Below are 15,914 nucleotides of genomic sequence, written 5' to 3'. Positions count from 1 at the left end.
GAAAAGAAATGCATCAATTTACCATAGGAATCGAAGAAGAATATCAGATTATTGATGTTGAGAGCAGAGACTTAATATCTCATGTTTCGAAAATTATTGAAGGCGGAAAGGCGGTTTTAAGTGAAAATTTAAAACACGAAATGCACGAATCCATGATTGAAATGGAAACGGGCATCTGCCAGAACATTCAGGAAGCAAGAGCTGAACTTACGAATTTAAGAAGACATTTGATTAATACCGCCCATGAACAAGGCCTTCGTGTTTCCGGAGGCGGAACGCATCCTTTTTCCAACTGGGAACACAATACCATCACCAATGGTGAACGTTACAACAAGATTGTAGATGATATGGGAGATGTTGCCCGCGGAAATCTTATTTTCGGGCTGCATGTACATATCGGAATTCCCAACCGTGAAGAAGGGGTCAGAATTCAGAATGTAATGCGCTATTTCCTTCCTCACGTGTACGCACTTTCCACCAATTCACCTTTTTGGATCGGAAGAAATACGGGTTTTAAATCATACAGACAGGAGATCTTCGTCAAGTTTCCAAGAACAGGGATTCCGAGCTATTTCAATTCATTAGCGGAGTTTGACAGCTATGTAGATCTTTTGGTAAAAACGGGAACCATAGATAATGCCAAGAAAATCTGGTGGGATCTCCGGGTACATCCATTCTACCCTACTATAGAGTTCAGAATTTGCGACATGCCATTGAGAATAGAAGAAACGGTATGTATGGCTGCTATTATGCAGTGCCTGGTTGCAAAAATTTATAAACTTCACCAGCAGAATCTGAGCTTCAGAAGTTACAGAAGACTGCTGTTAAACGAGAATAAATGGCGGGCTTCAAAAAGCGGAATCGAGGCCCATCTTATTGATTTCGGAAAAGAAGAATCTGTTCCCTATCCACATCTGCTGAAGGAACTTCTGGAATTCATCGACGATGTTGTAGATGAGCTGGACTGCAGAAAAGAAGTGGAATATGCCTGGACCATTTTAGAAAACGGAACGGGTGCAGATCGTCAGCTTCAGGTATATAAAGAAACCGGAGATCTTACCAAAGTAGTAGATTATATGATCTCTGAAACGGAGTATGGTATCACCCACGGAGAAATGGCTTCATAATATTTTTGGTAACTTTACAAAAAATATGAAGTAGTTATGAAAGATATTCGAATCGCTCTGCTGGATATGAACAACAATCATGTCAATCAAGGCTTTAGAAATATTAAAGAGATTTCCGAGGCATTCCAGCAAAGCTCTGAAGAAAATGTGATCATCCAAACATTTGAGGTAAGGTTCAAGAATGAAATGCCGAACATTGACGATTTTGACATTTTTATTTCTTCGGGCGGACCGGGAAATCCACACAGAGAAGGTCTGGAGTGGGAGGACAGATATGCAGGTTTTCTTAATGCTGTTTTAAAGCACAACCAATATAATGAGGATAAAAAATATCTGTTCCTGATCTGCCACTCATTCCAGTTGGCAAGTATTCACTGGAAGCTTGGTAATATCTGTAAAAGAAGATCTTATTCTTTTGGTGTAATGCCCGTTCATAAAACAGAAGAAGGAGAGCAGGAATTTTTATTCAAAAATCTTCAGGATCCTTTTTATGCCGTAGATTCAAGAGCTTATCAGTTTATTGAACCGGATATGGACCGTTTTGATGAGTTGGGGATGAAAATCATGGCCATTGAGAAATCCAGACCGCATATCAATCTGGAAAGAGCGGTAATGGCTGTTCGTTTCTCGGATGAAATCTTCGGGACCCAGTTCCATCCGGAAGCTGATCCGCAAGGCATGATCGAAAATCTGAAAGACGAGAAGAACAAAACGGCAATGATCGAGAATTTCGGAATGGAGAAATATCTTGAAACGGTAGACAGAATAGACGATGAAAACAAGATCATTCTTACGAGAGCCCAGATTCTGCCAAGGTTTCTTCAGTCAGCAAAAAAAAACATTTTGAAAGGAAGTGAAGCTTTAGCGTAAACTTTTTATACAATCAATAAGATATTGTATTAACCATAATAAAACTAAAATCGGGCAATCACTGCTCGATTTTTTAAAATCAAACCACAAAGAAAAAAATATGATCCCAAAATACAGAAAGCAATTTAACCAGGAGTTTTCGCAGGAGAAATACGAAAAACTTAAAGATCGTCTCGCTCAGAAAGGAGGTATTGAGCCGGCATTCCGAATTTCAGAAAGTCCGCTTTTTCTTACCCATGAATTTAAGAACAAACTCCTTGACGCCAGCAACAGTATTATTGACCAAATCAAAGAACTTCCTACTGAAACTCTTTATAAAGCAGTTCCTGAAAACTGCAGGGTTCCCAACGACACGCTTCAACCTCACTTTTTCACAATAGATTTTGGGATCTGCAGAAGCGAAAACGGAGCCATAGAACCGCAACTGATCGAGCTGCAGGCCTTCCCTTCATTATATGCTTTTCAAAAGACTTTTGAAGAAACTTTTTGTGAGGTCTATCCCTTTCTCTCGGAAATCAGAAATAAAATGCCTGATGATGAGTTTAAAAATCATTTGAAAAAACTGATCGTAGGCGACGAAAATCCTGAAAATGTTATTCTGCTTGAAATATTTCCGGAAAAACAGAAAACAGCCATAGATTTTGCATTAACAGAAAAATTACTCGGTATAAAAACAGTCTGTCTGACGAAAGTAAAAAAAGAGGGCCGGAAATTATTCTATGAAAATGATGGACAACTCTTTGAAATCAAAAGAATTTACAACCGTGTTATCTTTGATGAACTGGACCGGATTCCCGATGTAAAAGCCGGATTTGATTTCCGTGAAGATATTGACGTAAAATGGATCACTCATCCCAACTGGTTCTTTAAAATCTCGAAGTTTCTTCTTCCGATGCTGAAACATGATTTTGTTCCGAAAAGCTATTTCCTGAACGAATTTCCTGAACATGAAAACCTGGAAAACTTTGTATTAAAACCTTTGTTTTCATTTGCGGGCAGCGGGGTGAATTTAAATCCTACAAAAGAAATCACAGAAACTATCATCGATAAGGAAAATTATATTTTGCAGAGAAAAGTAACTTATGAACCTATTTTTGAAGATATTAACGGTGAGTTTTCAAAAGCAGAGATCCGTCTGTTGTATGTATGGCATGAAGACCAGGAACGCCCTATTCTGCTGGAAAATCTTGGAAGAATGACAAAAGCAGCGATGGTCAACGTAGATTTTAATAAAAAGGATGCGATTTGGATCGGAAGCTCCAATGCATTTTTTGGAGAGGAATAGTCTTTAGAATAAACCATCATGAAATCATTTTTAATCCCTAATTTTTAATAATTACAGAAAGACAATAATGACTCTTCAAAATGTTGATGAAACCATTTTTCAGCCGCTTGGCCTGAAACTTTTAGATGCAGAGGAAGATCTTGAATGCAGAGAATATTCTGGTTGTAGCTTTACCCTGAATGGTCTGAACATTAAATTCCGTACAGCAAAAATAACGCCTGCAAAAACAGGTCAGTTCGTTACGATATGGAAACGGAATGACCAAGGAGAAACAGCTCCGTTTGATTCGGATGATCCTTATAATTTCTATCTGATCTCAGCCTCAAAAGATAATGAGAAAGGTATTTTTATTTTCCCGAAAGAAATACTTGTAAAAAAAGGAATCTTGTCTCATGAAAACAAAATGGGAAAAAGAGGAATCAGGGTCTATCCTGGTTGGGATCATACAGAAAGCAAACAGGCAAAAGCTACTCAAGTATGGCAGATGGACTACTTTATTGATCTTTCTGATCGATCAGAATTATATCTTCAAAAAGTTAAACTCTTGTTTGATTTTAAATTAAAACAGTCTGTATCTTCATTCAAAGCTACATAAGCAATGTGTATTTTAATGGTTTAAATGAACTTTTCTAAAACTTCACATTTAAACCAAAACCTATAAACCAAAACAGCGGCTGAAAATTCAGCCGCTGTTTTTATAATTATTGATCTTCCTATGAATTTTTATCTTCTTCCTGAATCTCTCTTGCCTGATACTCCTGAACAAGGTCAATAGCATTCGAAATAACGTCACTTAAGGCAGTGATAAAAGTCCCGTCCTCAGCCATTCCCATGGCATGCTTAAGGGCTTCTATTTCTTTAGGAATGATCTCATAGCTTACATCTCTTCCTGCTTCATTGATCCCGTCAATGATCAGTCCGTTGATCTCTTCTTCCGTTCTCCCTCTCAGGTGCTTTTCATTTCTGATGATGATATAATCAAACATTCTACCCGCAATTTTCCCGCACTCGCGGATATCACTGTCACGTCTGTCACCCACTCCGGAAATAATACCAATTTTCTTTGTAGATTCTACATTTTTAAGATAATCTTCGATGGCCTCGTACCCTGAAGGATTATGTGCAAAATCAATCAGTACCTTAAAACTTTTGAATTTAAAAATATTCAGCCTTCCGGGCGTAAGCTGCGCACTTGGAATAAAAGTTCTCAGAGAATTAGAAATATCTTCAATGCCAAAACCATAGAGATAACTTGCTAAACTGGCTGCCAAAACATTTTCGATCATAAATCTCGCCTTGCCTTCCATTGTAATCGGGAAGTCTTTGGCTTTTCCTATTCTGATCTTCCAGTCTCCTTTTTTGATGGTTACAAAACCTTCTTCATAAATGCAGGTAATTCTTCCTTCTTTGGCAAACTTTACAATATGAGGATTGTTTTCATCCATGCTGAAGATCGCGATATTGCTGTCAATATCATTCATGATCTTCATAGAATATTCATTATCAGCATTCAGTACGCTCCAACCACCTTTCTTCACACTATCCAGAACAACTCTTTTTACCTTGGTAAGGTCTTTCAGATTATGAATGTCGTTCATTCCCAAATGATCTTCCTCAATATTGGTCAAAACTCCTATATCACACTGTGAAAAGCCTAAGCCTGAACGCAGGATACCTCCTCTGGCTGTTTCCAAAACAGCAAACTCTACCGTAGGATCTTTTAAAACAAATTCAGCAGAAAGTGGTCCTGTGGTGTCTCCTTTTGTTAACATGGTATTTTGGATATAAATACCGTCGGAAGTTGTAAAACCTACTCTGTACCCGTTGCTTTTTACAATATGGGAAATCAGTCTTGTTGTTGTTGTTTTGCCATTCGTTCCTGTTACTGCAATAATAGGAATCGTATAAGGCTTTCCGGGAGGATAGAGCATATCCACAACCGGAGCAGCTACATTTCTTGGAAGACCTTCACTTGGTGCAAGGTGCATTCTGAATCCCGGTGCCGCATTCACTTCTATAATGGCAGCTCCGCTCTCTTTTAAAGGCTGTGTAAGGTTTTCAGCCATAATATCAATACCGCAGACATCCAGACCTATAATTTTAGATACTCTTTCAGCCATCGTTATATTTTCAGGATGTACCATATCTGTAACGTCTATGGATGTTCCTCCCGTAGAAAGATTAGCCGTTGATTTTAAATAAACAACTTCTCCTTTTTGAGGAACTGTTTCAAGGGTATAATGGAGCTTTTCAAGAAGTTCCATGGTGTCCTTATCCACTTCTATTTCAGTAAGGACATTTTCGTGACCATATCCTCTTCTCGGATCGCTATTTTCTTTATCTATCAGCTGCTGAATGGTCATTTCACCATCGCCTACTACATGAGCAGGAACTCTTCTTGCGGCAGCCACCATTTTATTATTAATGACTAAAACCCTGAAATCATATCCGGTAATGTATTTTTCTACAATGACTTTTCGTGAATATTTCTGGGCATGCTCCAATCCTATTTTTGCAGCTTCCCAATCGTTGACGTTAATGGAAGAGCCTTTTCCATGATTTCCGTCCAGCGGTTTCAGAACGATAGGATAGCCAATTTTACTGATCACCTCATTCAACCCTTCTTCGTCTACAATCAGATCCCCAATAGGAACCGGAATAGCAGCATCATGAAGCATTTTCTTTGTTAATTCTTTATTGCATGCAATATCTACTGCAATGGAGCTTGTTTTTCCTGTAATGGTAGCCTGAAAACGCTGCTGATTTACCCCATAACCAAGCTGTACCAAAGAATTTGTTCCTAATCTGATCCATGGAATTTTTCTGGAAACAGCTTCTTCCACAATACTACCTGTAGAGGGTCCCAGACGGACCCGTTCTCTGATCTCCTTTAATTTGTGAATACAGGCCTGAATATCGTATTCTTTATCTTCAATAAGAGCTTCAGCGATTTTTACCGCTTCTTCACCAGCATAGATCCCCGCATTCTCTTCAATATAATTAAAGACCACATTATATATTCCCGGTGATTTTGTTTCCCTGGTCCTTCCGAAACCTACATCCATCCCTGCCAGCGTCTGTATTTCCAGCGCTATGTGCTCGATGACATGTCCCATCCAGGTACCTGTTTCTATCCTGTGAAAAAATCCGCCTTCTACTCCTTCTGAGCATCTGTGGGTAATCAGAGATGGAATAAGTTTTTGGATTCTTTCTCTGAAACCGTCGATCTTATTCGTAGGATAATTTTCCATTTCTTCCAGGTCCAATCTCATCTGTATCAGCTTCTTTCTTCTGATACTCCAGATATTTGGGCCGCGTAGTGCCTGTATCTTCTCAATTTTCATAATCTATTTGCATTTTTATCAGTTAACAATAACTCCTTCAAAAATCAAAGATAATGTAAAACCCTAAACGAAACTATACCACATTTAAACATTTCTCAAAAAAGAATTAAAATAAATTAACAATCCTAAAACATTAAAAACCATTTAAATGTGGTATGAATTTCGCCAAATGTCAAATATTTTTTAAATTTGCACACTATGATGAGACCCGTTGGAAAATTAATTATTATCGGAGGCGCTGTAAACAAAGGAAGTTTTGCAGAAACCGATTTCGATCAGAGCATTGAAAAAAACCTTAATTTCTTTGAAAGAGGAATCTTGAGAAAGATTATCAATGAATCAAAACACAAGGAAAATTCTGTCATCGAAATTGTGACGACAGCGTCCCAAATCCCTCAGATTGTAGGTACCGAATACAAAAAAGCTTTTGAATTTCTGGGTGCCAAAAATGTAAACATCCTAGACATCCACAACCGTGAAGAGGCCAATTCTGATGCTATGGCAGCAAGAGCCAATGCTGCAGATGTGGTGATGTTCACAGGAGGAGATCAGCTTAGACTGACTTCTATTCTGGGGGGAACAAGATTTCACGATACTATTTTACTGAAATATCAGGAACAGGATTTTATCTATTCCGGAACTTCTGCTGGCGCTGCCGCAGCTTCTGAAAACATGATTTATCAGGGAAGCAGCTCAGAATCTCTTTTAAAGGGAGAGATCAAAACAACTCAGGGACTTGGTCTGATCGATAATGTCATCATCGATACCCATTTTGTACAGCGAGGCAGAATCGGGCGTCTGTTCCAGGCAGTGGTTAATAATCCGAGAACCTTAGGAATTGGTTTGGGTGAAGATACCGGACTTTTTATCCATGATGATGTCATGACTGCTGTAGGTTCCGGGCTTGTGATTCTGGTAGACGGAAGATTTATTAAAGACACCAACCTAACGAATATCAATCTTGGAGAACCGATTTCAATTGATAATCTTACCGTACATGTCATGTCTATGAATGACCACTACGATCTTACAACGAAGAAACTCACAATCGAAAACTCACAGTTTAATCCGATACCTCAGGATAAATAGAATATCTCTGTTTTCAGGTACAAATTTAATAATATACACCCTTCTTTTGAAGGGTTTTTTTGTAGAAATCAGGGTCGCTAAAATAAGTGATAAGAAGAAAGTAATTCACAGCGAATAATAAGATACCGATATCGGGAAAATTCTTATCTTGTCTCTTTATTTTGAAAATACACGAGTATGCTAAATGTAATGAATTTAACTCTTAAATTTAAAACGCAACCCGAAACCCATAAATTCCTATGAAAATCATCATCCACGGCGGTTTTTTCTCTGAAAGCGACCAAAGCCATGAAGTAAAGACCGCAAAACAAAATTCTTTAAAACATATAACAGAAAAAGCCTTTGAATATCTTCGGACGCATTCTGCTTTTGACACGGCAGCTTATGCAGTTTCTCTATTAGAAGACGATCCGTTGTACAATGCAGGTATTGGTTCACAGATCCAGAGCGATGGGGTAATCCGCATGAGTTCGGCTATTATGGATGGTACAACACAAAAGTTAAGCGGGGTGATCAACCTTCAGGATGTGAAGAATCCTGTTTTTGTAGCGAAGCAACTGATCAAAGAAGATGACAGGGTCCTCGGCGGAAACGGGGCCAAAATTTATGCATCTGAGCATGGATTTGAAAATTTCTCAACTGAAATTCCACAGAGAAGAAGTGAATACGAAGCCAAACTTAAGACCGGAGGAAAAGGAACTGTAGGCTGTGTAGCGCTTGACAAGGATGGAAAACTGGCGGTAGCAACCTCTACAGGCGGAAAAGGTTTTGAGATTCCGGGAAGAATTTCAGATTCAGCAACTGTGGCCGGAAATTACGCCAATTCTATTTGTGCGGTGAGCTGTACCGGTGTAGGAGAAGATATTGTAAGCAACGCCACTGCTGCAAAGATCGTCACCAGAACCACCGATGGAATGAGCCTGAAAGAGGCCTTTAGTAAAACCTTTGAGGAACTTAAAACGATTGATGGCTTTGCAGGAGCGATCGCCATTGATAAAGATGGAAATATTTACCATCAGGATTCTTACCCTACGATGGTCTTCGCAAGTTTCGACGGAGAAAATTTTGATATCTTTCAATAATTTTAACATTTATTTATCATATGATTGAATTTTTTGGCACGTATTTTACATATTGATTAGTAACAAATTTTAATACAACATTTTAAAAAATAGAAATCATGGGAAATAAGACAAAAGGAATACTAGCTTTATTAGGTATTGGTGCTTTAGCATATTGGAAATACAAAAATTCTTCAGAGGAAGAAAAGCAGGCAGTAAAAGATAAAATTAATACTGCAAAGGACAATCTAAACAAATGGGGAAATGATGTAAAAAGCAAAGCGAATGATGTTGCTTCCCAGGTTCAGAACAAGGTAGATGAAGCTAAAACAAAAGCTGAAGACGCTTTGAGCTAAAAGCAAATTAGTTTTTTTAACATTCATATATAGAAAGTCATCATAGTCTTAGGGTTATGATGACTTTTTTTATACTCAATGTTATGATGCCAATGAAGAAAATAAGTTTCGACTCTCCTTTACACCAAAGATTTTTTTGCTTAAAATTCTTGTCTTTTCTTCAGGGATAAATTCAAATTCTATTTTTTTTGTCCTTTCAGACTATACACTAATGGCATTTTATTGCCAAACTGTGAAATTCTCCATTTACCCTTTTCAAATTCTTCAACATGGTTGAAGCATGGGTATGGAGACCAGTCAAATTCCTGAAAAGTGTCAATTCCTATTTTATGTTTGATCAAATTCTGCAAAACTTCTCCCAAAGAATGATTCCACATAACATATTCCTGAACAATATCGGCTGATTTATCCGCATAGGTTCCTTCATAAGTTTCTAAGATAGGTTTTTCATTAAAATAGCTGTAGGTAACCTTTGTAAAATCGTCATCGAACATCCAGACTGCCGGATGAAACTCTGCCATCACAAATTTCCCGCCCGGTTTTAGAAAGTGGCTGATCACTGCTGCCCATTGATCAAGATCAGGAAGCCAGCCGATTACTCCATAGCTTGTATAGACGATATCAAATTTTTCATCCAGAATATCTGGCAAAGTATAGACGTCCGAACAGATAAATTTGGTATCAGTTCCACATTTTTTTGCAAGATCTTGTGCTGCTTCAATGGCTTTATCAGACAAATCCACACCAGTGACTTCGGCTCCTATTCTGGAAAGGGAAATAGAATCCTGCCCAAAGTGACATTGCAGATGCAGAATACTTTTGCCACTGACCTCTCCTAAAAGCTCAAGTTCTATAGAGTTGAGTGAACTTCTCCCCTGTAAAAATTCATCCACAAAATAAAAATCCGACTTCAAATGTGGATCTACCTTGGCGTTCCAGGATTTTTTATTGATTTCTAAGTAATTTTCCATGGTTTTATAGTTTAGGCTAATATAGCCAATCTTTTTAAATCTTCTTATAGGGTTATAGGGATTTACAGAAGTTATTTTGGCGCCCGGTAATGCTCTCATCAGCTTTTCAATTTCCACTTCTGAAATTTTATTTCCCCAAAAGTATAAATGCTTCTGGTTTTTAAGATTTTCAATCCCGGGCGGCAAGATTTCCAGATCACAGTATGAAAGATCTATAACCTCAAGATTGGAAGCATTGTATAATTCATAGAGAGGAATGCTGTCTGAAAAATCAAATACCAGGAATAACGATTGAAGTGTAGTTACTGTAAAGTTTCCATCTCATCGATTGGTAGAGCATTTTCCCCTGCTCTGTTGCTACCAGAAAATTCTTGGAAATACCTTTAGATAAAGCGATCTTTTCAAGTTCCTGCATCAGGAAACTGGCGAGACCTTTTTTCCTGTGATTCTCTTCTGTTAGAATTCTGTCATATACTGCGAGATCGTCTATAAGCACAATACGACCTATAGAAGCCTGTTCCCCGCTTTTTGTAGTAATCTTGACTACTGTTGTGGAATTATATTCTTCGGATTCAATCCGGTATCCCTGACAAATATTTGTTACAGCATTCTTCATCGGTCCGAAACAGAACATCATATATCCGGGAGGCTGCAAGATCCATTTTTCTGAAACCACTTTTGTGACCTCATCCGGAGAAGCGCAGACTTTGAGATAAATCCATGGCTCATCAATCTGGTTGGAGAGTTCAATAAAATCATTATTAATCTCAGAAAAGACATATCGTATTTTTTGTTTTTCCTCTCCTACTTCTACTTTAAAACCCGAATAATGTATGATGGAAAGTGGTAGTTTTCTTGATAACGACCAAGCTTTCAGCCATTGCTCAACGATATCATGAGATCCTTTAGGTTCCATGCTTTTGCCGCTTTTTATTTATGAAAGCTGCTCCAGCAGTTTCTTTTTCTGCTCTGTAAATTCTTCTTCGGTCAAAATTCCGTTTTCTCTTAATTTACCTAGTTTTTCAAGCTGTTCAAAAATAAGAGCCGATGCTGCTTCTTTTGTGGGAGCTATTTGCTTCTCCACTTTAACCTGATTATAAATTTTGCTGATAAACCCGTAGAATCTTTCCGCATCCAGCCTGTCACAGAAACATTCAAATTCTACGACTCTGTCTTCTGTGTGAATTTTTATCACCGGAGATATAGGATTGCTTACAAAACTTACTTCGGTGATGTTTTCGTTGGAATATGCATTTACCTTTACCGGGGCAAACATAGCCTTTGAGACCGAAACCATTCTTTTTGGTGTGACCAGTAAGATTCCGGCATCTACTGTTTTTAAGAACTGGGCATCTGTAGCTGCAATAATTACTTCATCCACAGCAAGTATACGCGGTAATTCTTTGATTTCCCCTTTTGTAAACATCGACAGATTGGCCCCCACCTGCTCCAGCTGATATTTTATTTCCTTCAGTCTTCTCTTATAAATATCATTCGGCATATCACCGGATTCATTAAATTGAACCAGACTTTCTATCTGAATTTCTTCTGTCTTTTCCCTGGGATTTTCATTTTCCTGTTCCATTTTTCCTGTTTGAACAAGGTTTTTAATATCATTGATACTGAACGCGTTGAGGTTATATAAAAGTTCCTGATGGGTACTGCTTACTTTATCCAGGCATTTATTACACAGATTTCCTCCGTCTGAAAGTTTATTTTCGCCTAAAAGGGTGTCTATCGACGTCAGTTCAGCGTGGCATAATGCACAGGTATTGCTCATTTTTTTGGTATTTTTAAAGTTTAGCCAGCAGCTTTTTCTTTTGTTCGGCAAATTCTTCTTCTGTAAGAACCCCTATTTCCCGAAGTTTCCCCAATTTTTCAAGCTGATCAAAAATAACTGCGGGAGCTTCTTTGTGTTCAGAATTCGATTGTGCAGGATGAGGTTGCTGTACTATTGGCTGTTGTTGTATCTTGGCTTGCATCTGCTGAAGTCTGATCTGATCCTCAGAACGTCCTATATAATCCTTTACAGCATCATAGAAGTTTTTGGCAGCACTCTTTATATAAAGTTTAAATTCAGCAGTAAAACCGGGGGTATAAACTTTCAGGGTTGAAGACATCAGGCTGGTATCATGTTGTACCGAACTAACTTTGTGCAGCGGAAACTCGTTTTCAAACACACCGCCAAAAAACTTTTTATCAATGAAAATGATTCTTTTCTCTGTAGAAACTACGATTCCTTCCAGATTATTATAAAGATATTTCCCTTCTGCAATCGCGATAAGTTTTTCATTTTCATCAAGAACATTGACCAGTTCCTCCACTTCACTGTTTACAAAAAGGCTGAGTTTGGCACCCGTTGCTACGATTTGATCTTTGATTTCGTCAAGTCTTGAAGGTGCGTCTGGCGTATAGGTAAACTGAATACTTTGGGATGGGGTTTCTACAATCCTGGGTTGCGCGATTTGTATGGTTTGAAATTCTTCAGTTTCAATGGCCATCTCCTGTTCCGCAACTCCGTTCAATACCATATTTCTTATCTGGACAATATTATAATTTGCAAGGTCGGATACAAGATCTTTATTGATATTCGTGGCTTTATTCAGGCACTTATTGCAGAGAATCCCTCCGTCCGAAAGTTTGTTTTCGCCTAAAAGCGTATCCATCGATGTAAGCGGAGATCCGCATAAAGAACATTCAGTGTTCATCTGGTTTTATGTTTAATAGTTTACTTGATTAATGCTAAACTGTATTTGCATTAATCCAAATTACAAATTTGTGTTGATAATGAAAGATAATATTACAATCTTTCCAGTAATTTTTTCTTTTGTAATGAAAATTCTTCCTCTGTTAATATTCCCCCTTCTCTCAACTTCCCCAGCTGTTCCAGTAAAACGAAAACAGATTCTTGATGATCATCCTCTCCTTTTGTGGCATCCTGATTATGGCCAAATATAAAGGTATTCACTCTTTTATTAAATTCTGAAGCCATCATTTCACCAACTTTTCCAATGCCGAAAACTTTATCTTCTGTATAAACAGAAATCATCTCCTGAGGTTTCAGATAATTGATTAAGGTAATTTTTTCATGAGGAATTACTTCCATAAAATCTGCTGCGATTCCTTTTAAAATCACCCGTCGATTGGTAGATAGAAGAAAAACGGCATTACCGTCATAAATTCCGTCGATAATATGAATCATATTTTCACTTTCCATCAGAAAATCAGAAAAGTCACTCATTTCTGATTGTGCCCATGAAAAAAGATCGGGATTTATTTTTCTGATCTGATATTCAATATTTTCCATGATTCTTTTTTAGAGCTTCTCCATGAGTTTTTTCTTCTGCGCAAAGAATTCTTCTTCCGTTAAAATTCCACTGTCCTTCAATCTTCCCAGCTGTTCCAATTGATCTAATACGGTAGATTCTGATTTACTTTTAAAGTATTCTCTGGGACGGGCCATAAAATCTCTTACTTTTTCACAAAATAATTCTGCATAATATTTCCCAACGTTATCGATCTCCAGAATATTCTCAGAGATATGAATATCTATTGAGGCCAGCATCAAAGACTTTTCATATTGTATGGAGCTTACTTTATCATAAGAAAAATCTTCTACTTTCAGTCCGTACATGAACTCTTTGTCTACAAAAATCAATCTCCTTTCTGTGGCAACTAAGATAATATGGTGATTGGTCAGTTTATTTCTTCCCTCGATCAGATACACAATTTTCTCATTCTCTGAAAGTATATCCGGCAAGGCGTGAATTTCTTTTCTGGCAAAAATAGTGGGATTGATGTCTAATATTTCCAGCTCATCTTTTATTTCGTCTAATCTTGATTTTTCACTCATTATTTGTTTTTATAAATGGTAGATATTACAAATTTAATTTTTTTCTAAAATACGGAAAGGCCTAAACAAGTATTTTAAATCAAATTATTTCGTGTGCCGATATCTTCTTCAATAGTAAACAATGCTTCGGAGTCAATAAAATAAAAAAGCATTACCGAATAGATAATGCTTTTTATTTATATTTTTTCAGATATTATCCTAAAAATTCTTCCAGGGAAAGTGTTTTCTGCTCTCCGGCAGCAAGATCTTTAAAGGTAACCGTTCCGTTTTTAATTTCTTCTTCTCCTAAGAAAACAAGGTTTTTAATTCCTTTCTTTTCCGCGTAGGTAAATTGTTTATTCAGTTTTGTATTTTCAGGATAAAGCTCAGCAGAGATTCCTTTTTCTCTAAGTTGCATAATCAGTTTTAAGGCTTCTACCGTTCCTTCTCCTCCAAAATTAGCAAACAAATATTCTACTTGCGTTGAAGCTTCTTCAGGGAAAAGATTAAGCTCTTCCATCACCAGGTAAACCCTGTCCAAACCAAATGACACCCCAATTCCTGGAATATTTTTAACTCCGAAAACTTCTGTAAGGTTATCATATCTTCCTCCACCGCCAATAGATCCCATGGCCACCTCATCTGCTTTTACTTCGAAAATAGCTCCGGTGTAATAATCGAGACCTCTCGCCAGTGTAATATTGAAGACAAGATTTTGCATGTCTACCCCAAGATTCAGAGATTGTGTCAGAACAAACTCCAGCTCTTCTACTCCTTTCAGCCCGATTTCACTGTCTGCAAACTTCTCTTTTAGCTGCAGAAGGTTTTCCAGCGCATCATCTGACTGATTAAATAAAAATTCTAATTTATCAATAGATTTCTGAGAAATTTCTCTTTCCAGTAACTCTTTTACCACGCCTTCTTTCCCGATCTTATCGAGTTTGTCCAAAGCCACGGTAAATTCGATCAGTTTATCTGTAATCCCAGCATATTCTGCCAAACCGGAAAGGATCTTTCTGTTGTTCATGTGAATGGTAACAGGAATTTTAAGATCTGAGAACGATTTCAGGTACAGCTGAACCAAATCCACTTCCTGTAACAGGCTTTCGCTTCCTACCACATCCGCATCACACTGGTAAAATTCTCTGAATCTTCCTTTCTGAGGTCGGTCTGCTCTCCATACCGGCTGAATCTGATAACGCTTATATGGAAAGGTAAGCTTTCCATGATTCATCGCCACGAATCTTGCAAAAGGAACGGTAAGGTCGTAACGAAGTGCTTTATCAGAAATTTGCGAAATCAGTTTCTGATGGTTTTTATTGTCCCAGTCTTCCTGATTCACTTTTGAAGCATATTCTCCTGAATTTAAAATTTTAAAAATAAGTCGGTCTCCTTCTTCTCCGTACTTTCCTGTCAAGGTCGAAAGATTTTCAAAGCTCGGTGTCTCCAAAGGCTGAAATCCGAATAATTCGAAATTCTTCTGTAAAATATTAATGATATATTTTCTTCTGGAAACCTCCTGTGCTGTAAAATCTCTGGTTCCTTTTGCTAAACTTGGCTTCATTTTTATAATTGATAAATGATATTAATAATTAAACCTACTTAAACTAATCCGAAAGTTTAAACCACAAAAGAGACAAAAGCAAAGCACTTAAGTTTCATTGAAGTTGATCATAAAAATGATTTATAAGAACACTTAAGTTTTGAAAATCTTTTATTTTCTCCCTGACATCATTTTATATAAGTCAAGAATCAAACTTTAATATACGTTCTCTAAAGTCTTTTTCTAAAATAACTTTTACAGATTGAATAGATAAGCAGTGCAAAAATAAGGAATTGAAAGGACTTTTCCGAAACATAAAAAAACAGGGGAAGAAATCTTCCGACACTATCCCACAAAGTGTGTAAGTTAAAAAGTTAGGCTTGGATTTTATAATCTGAGCCTTTTTTCAAAAATAAGGATAAATTGGTTGAGAACA

15 protein-coding genes are annotated in these 15,914 nt (G+C 37.4%); 7 read left to right on the top strand and 8 right to left on the bottom strand.

Annotated elements, in window-relative coordinates:
- Nucleotides 1-8: 8 nt before the first annotated feature.
- The 4 genes from BUC06_RS21115 (at nt 9) to BUC06_RS21100 (ending at nt 3,877) form a co-directional block, all read left to right on the top strand.
- Nucleotides 9-1,127, top strand: coding sequence for a carboxylate-amine ligase (locus BUC06_RS21115; RefSeq protein ID WP_073336265.1), 1,119 nt, complete (start codon nt 9-11; stop codon nt 1,125-1,127).
- Between the two features lie 36 nt (nt 1,128-1,163).
- Nucleotides 1,164-1,997 carry a type 1 glutamine amidotransferase gene (locus BUC06_RS21110; RefSeq protein ID WP_073336263.1) on the top strand — a complete coding sequence of 278 codons (834 nt, stop codon included), beginning with the start codon at nt 1,164-1,166 and terminating at the stop codon, nt 1,995-1,997.
- Nucleotides 1,998-2,097: 100 nt separating this feature from the next.
- Nucleotides 2,098-3,282, top strand: a complete 1,185-nt coding sequence (locus tag BUC06_RS21105) for a hypothetical protein (protein WP_073336261.1) — start codon at nt 2,098-2,100, stop codon at nt 3,280-3,282.
- Nucleotides 3,283-3,349: 67 nt separating this feature from the next.
- Nucleotides 3,350-3,877: a MepB family protein gene (locus BUC06_RS21100; protein WP_073336259.1), complete on the top strand. Its 528-nt coding sequence runs from the start codon at nt 3,350-3,352 to the stop codon at nt 3,875-3,877.
- A 118-nt stretch (nt 3,878-3,995) separates the two neighbouring features.
- On the opposite strand, the gene cphA is transcribed toward BUC06_RS21100, so the two are convergent.
- Nucleotides 3,996-6,626, bottom strand: coding sequence for a cyanophycin synthetase (cphA, locus tag BUC06_RS21095; protein WP_073336257.1), 2,631 nt, complete (start codon nt 6,624-6,626; stop codon nt 3,996-3,998).
- 198 nt (nt 6,627-6,824) lie between these two features.
- Between cphA and BUC06_RS21090 the strand changes: the two genes are divergently transcribed.
- The 3 genes from BUC06_RS21090 (at nt 6,825) to BUC06_RS21080 (ending at nt 9,132) form a co-directional block, all read left to right on the top strand.
- Entirely contained in the window at nt 6,825-7,715 is an 891-nt protein-coding gene (locus BUC06_RS21090; protein ID WP_394343267.1) for a cyanophycinase, read from the top strand.
- Between the two features lie 239 nt (nt 7,716-7,954).
- Entirely contained in the window at nt 7,955-8,797 is an 843-nt protein-coding gene (locus BUC06_RS21085) for an isoaspartyl peptidase/L-asparaginase (RefSeq protein ID WP_073336255.1), read from the top strand.
- Between the two features lie 98 nt (nt 8,798-8,895).
- Complete coding sequence (locus tag BUC06_RS21080) at nt 8,896-9,132, top strand: YtxH domain-containing protein (protein WP_073336253.1); 237 nt, start codon at nt 8,896-8,898, stop codon at nt 9,130-9,132.
- A 179-nt stretch (nt 9,133-9,311) separates the two neighbouring features.
- On the opposite strand, the gene BUC06_RS21075 is transcribed toward BUC06_RS21080, so the two are convergent.
- The 7 genes from BUC06_RS21075 to hisS form a co-directional block, all read right to left on the bottom strand.
- The gene (locus BUC06_RS21075; protein WP_073336333.1) at nt 9,312-10,103 is read right to left on the bottom strand and encodes a class I SAM-dependent methyltransferase; all 792 of its coding nucleotides are present in this window, start codon (nt 10,101-10,103) and stop codon (nt 9,312-9,314) included.
- Nucleotides 10,104-10,374: 271 nt separating this feature from the next.
- Nucleotides 10,375-11,019 (bottom strand): GNAT family N-acetyltransferase, encoded by a 645-nt coding sequence (locus BUC06_RS21070; RefSeq protein ID WP_073336251.1) that lies wholly within the window; start codon nt 11,017-11,019, stop codon nt 10,375-10,377.
- Nucleotides 11,020-11,037: 18 nt separating this feature from the next.
- Nucleotides 11,038-11,883, bottom strand: coding sequence for a PH domain-containing protein (locus tag BUC06_RS21065; RefSeq protein WP_073336249.1), 846 nt, complete (start codon nt 11,881-11,883; stop codon nt 11,038-11,040).
- 13 nt (nt 11,884-11,896) lie between these two features.
- Nucleotides 11,897-12,811: a PH domain-containing protein gene (locus tag BUC06_RS21060; protein WP_073336247.1), complete on the bottom strand. Its 915-nt coding sequence runs from the start codon at nt 12,809-12,811 to the stop codon at nt 11,897-11,899.
- Nucleotides 12,812-12,903: 92 nt separating this feature from the next.
- Nucleotides 12,904-13,410, bottom strand: coding sequence for an SHOCT domain-containing protein (locus BUC06_RS21055; RefSeq protein ID WP_073336245.1), 507 nt, complete (start codon nt 13,408-13,410; stop codon nt 12,904-12,906).
- 9 nt (nt 13,411-13,419) lie between these two features.
- Nucleotides 13,420-13,956, bottom strand: coding sequence for a PH domain-containing protein (locus BUC06_RS21050; RefSeq protein WP_073336243.1), 537 nt, complete (start codon nt 13,954-13,956; stop codon nt 13,420-13,422).
- 193 nt (nt 13,957-14,149) lie between these two features.
- On the bottom strand, nt 14,150-15,499 hold the full coding sequence (hisS, locus tag BUC06_RS21045; RefSeq protein ID WP_073336241.1) for a histidine--tRNA ligase: 1,350 nt from the start codon (nt 15,497-15,499) through the stop codon (nt 14,150-14,152).
- Nucleotides 15,500-15,914 lie beyond the last annotated feature (415 nt).

The sequence above is a fragment of the Chryseobacterium carnipullorum genome (assembly GCF_900142785.1).
GTDB lineage: Bacteria > Bacteroidota > Bacteroidia > Flavobacteriales > Weeksellaceae > Chryseobacterium > Chryseobacterium carnipullorum.
Note: the sequence above shows the minus strand (reverse complement) of the source record. Positions and strands in the feature narration are given on the sequence as shown.

Bases quoted from the DNA above. Each gene is read 5' to 3' on its own strand.
- BUC06_RS21115 (WP_073336265.1), top strand. From the start codon at position 9: ATGCATCAATTTACCATAGGAATCGAAGAAGAATATCAGATTATTGAT.
- BUC06_RS21110 (WP_073336263.1), top strand. From the start codon at position 1,164: ATGAAAGATATTCGAATCGCTCTGCTGGATATGAACAACAATCATGTC.
- BUC06_RS21105 (WP_073336261.1), top strand. From the start codon at position 2,098: ATGATCCCAAAATACAGAAAGCAATTTAACCAGGAGTTTTCGCAGGAG.
- BUC06_RS21100 (WP_073336259.1), top strand. From the start codon at position 3,350: ATGACTCTTCAAAATGTTGATGAAACCATTTTTCAGCCGCTTGGCCTG.
- cphA (WP_073336257.1), bottom strand. From the start codon at position 6,626: ATGAAAATTGAGAAGATACAGGCACTACGCGGCCCAAATATCTGGAGT.
- BUC06_RS21090 (WP_394343267.1), top strand. From the start codon at position 6,825: ATGATGAGACCCGTTGGAAAATTAATTATTATCGGAGGCGCTGTAAAC.
- BUC06_RS21085 (WP_073336255.1), top strand. From the start codon at position 7,955: ATGAAAATCATCATCCACGGCGGTTTTTTCTCTGAAAGCGACCAAAGC.
- BUC06_RS21080 (WP_073336253.1), top strand. From the start codon at position 8,896: ATGGGAAATAAGACAAAAGGAATACTAGCTTTATTAGGTATTGGTGCT.
- BUC06_RS21075 (WP_073336333.1), bottom strand. From the start codon at position 10,103: ATGGAAAATTACTTAGAAATCAATAAAAAATCCTGGAACGCCAAGGTA.
- BUC06_RS21070 (WP_073336251.1), bottom strand. From the start codon at position 11,019: ATGGAACCTAAAGGATCTCATGATATCGTTGAGCAATGGCTGAAAGCT.
- BUC06_RS21065 (WP_073336249.1), bottom strand. From the start codon at position 11,883: ATGAGCAATACCTGTGCATTATGCCACGCTGAACTGACGTCGATAGAC.
- BUC06_RS21060 (WP_073336247.1), bottom strand. From the start codon at position 12,811: ATGAACACTGAATGTTCTTTATGCGGATCTCCGCTTACATCGATGGAT.
- BUC06_RS21055 (WP_073336245.1), bottom strand. From the start codon at position 13,410: ATGGAAAATATTGAATATCAGATCAGAAAAATAAATCCCGATCTTTTT.
- BUC06_RS21050 (WP_073336243.1), bottom strand. From the start codon at position 13,956: ATGAGTGAAAAATCAAGATTAGACGAAATAAAAGATGAGCTGGAAATA.
- hisS (WP_073336241.1), bottom strand. From the start codon at position 15,499: ATGAAGCCAAGTTTAGCAAAAGGAACCAGAGATTTTACAGCACAGGAG.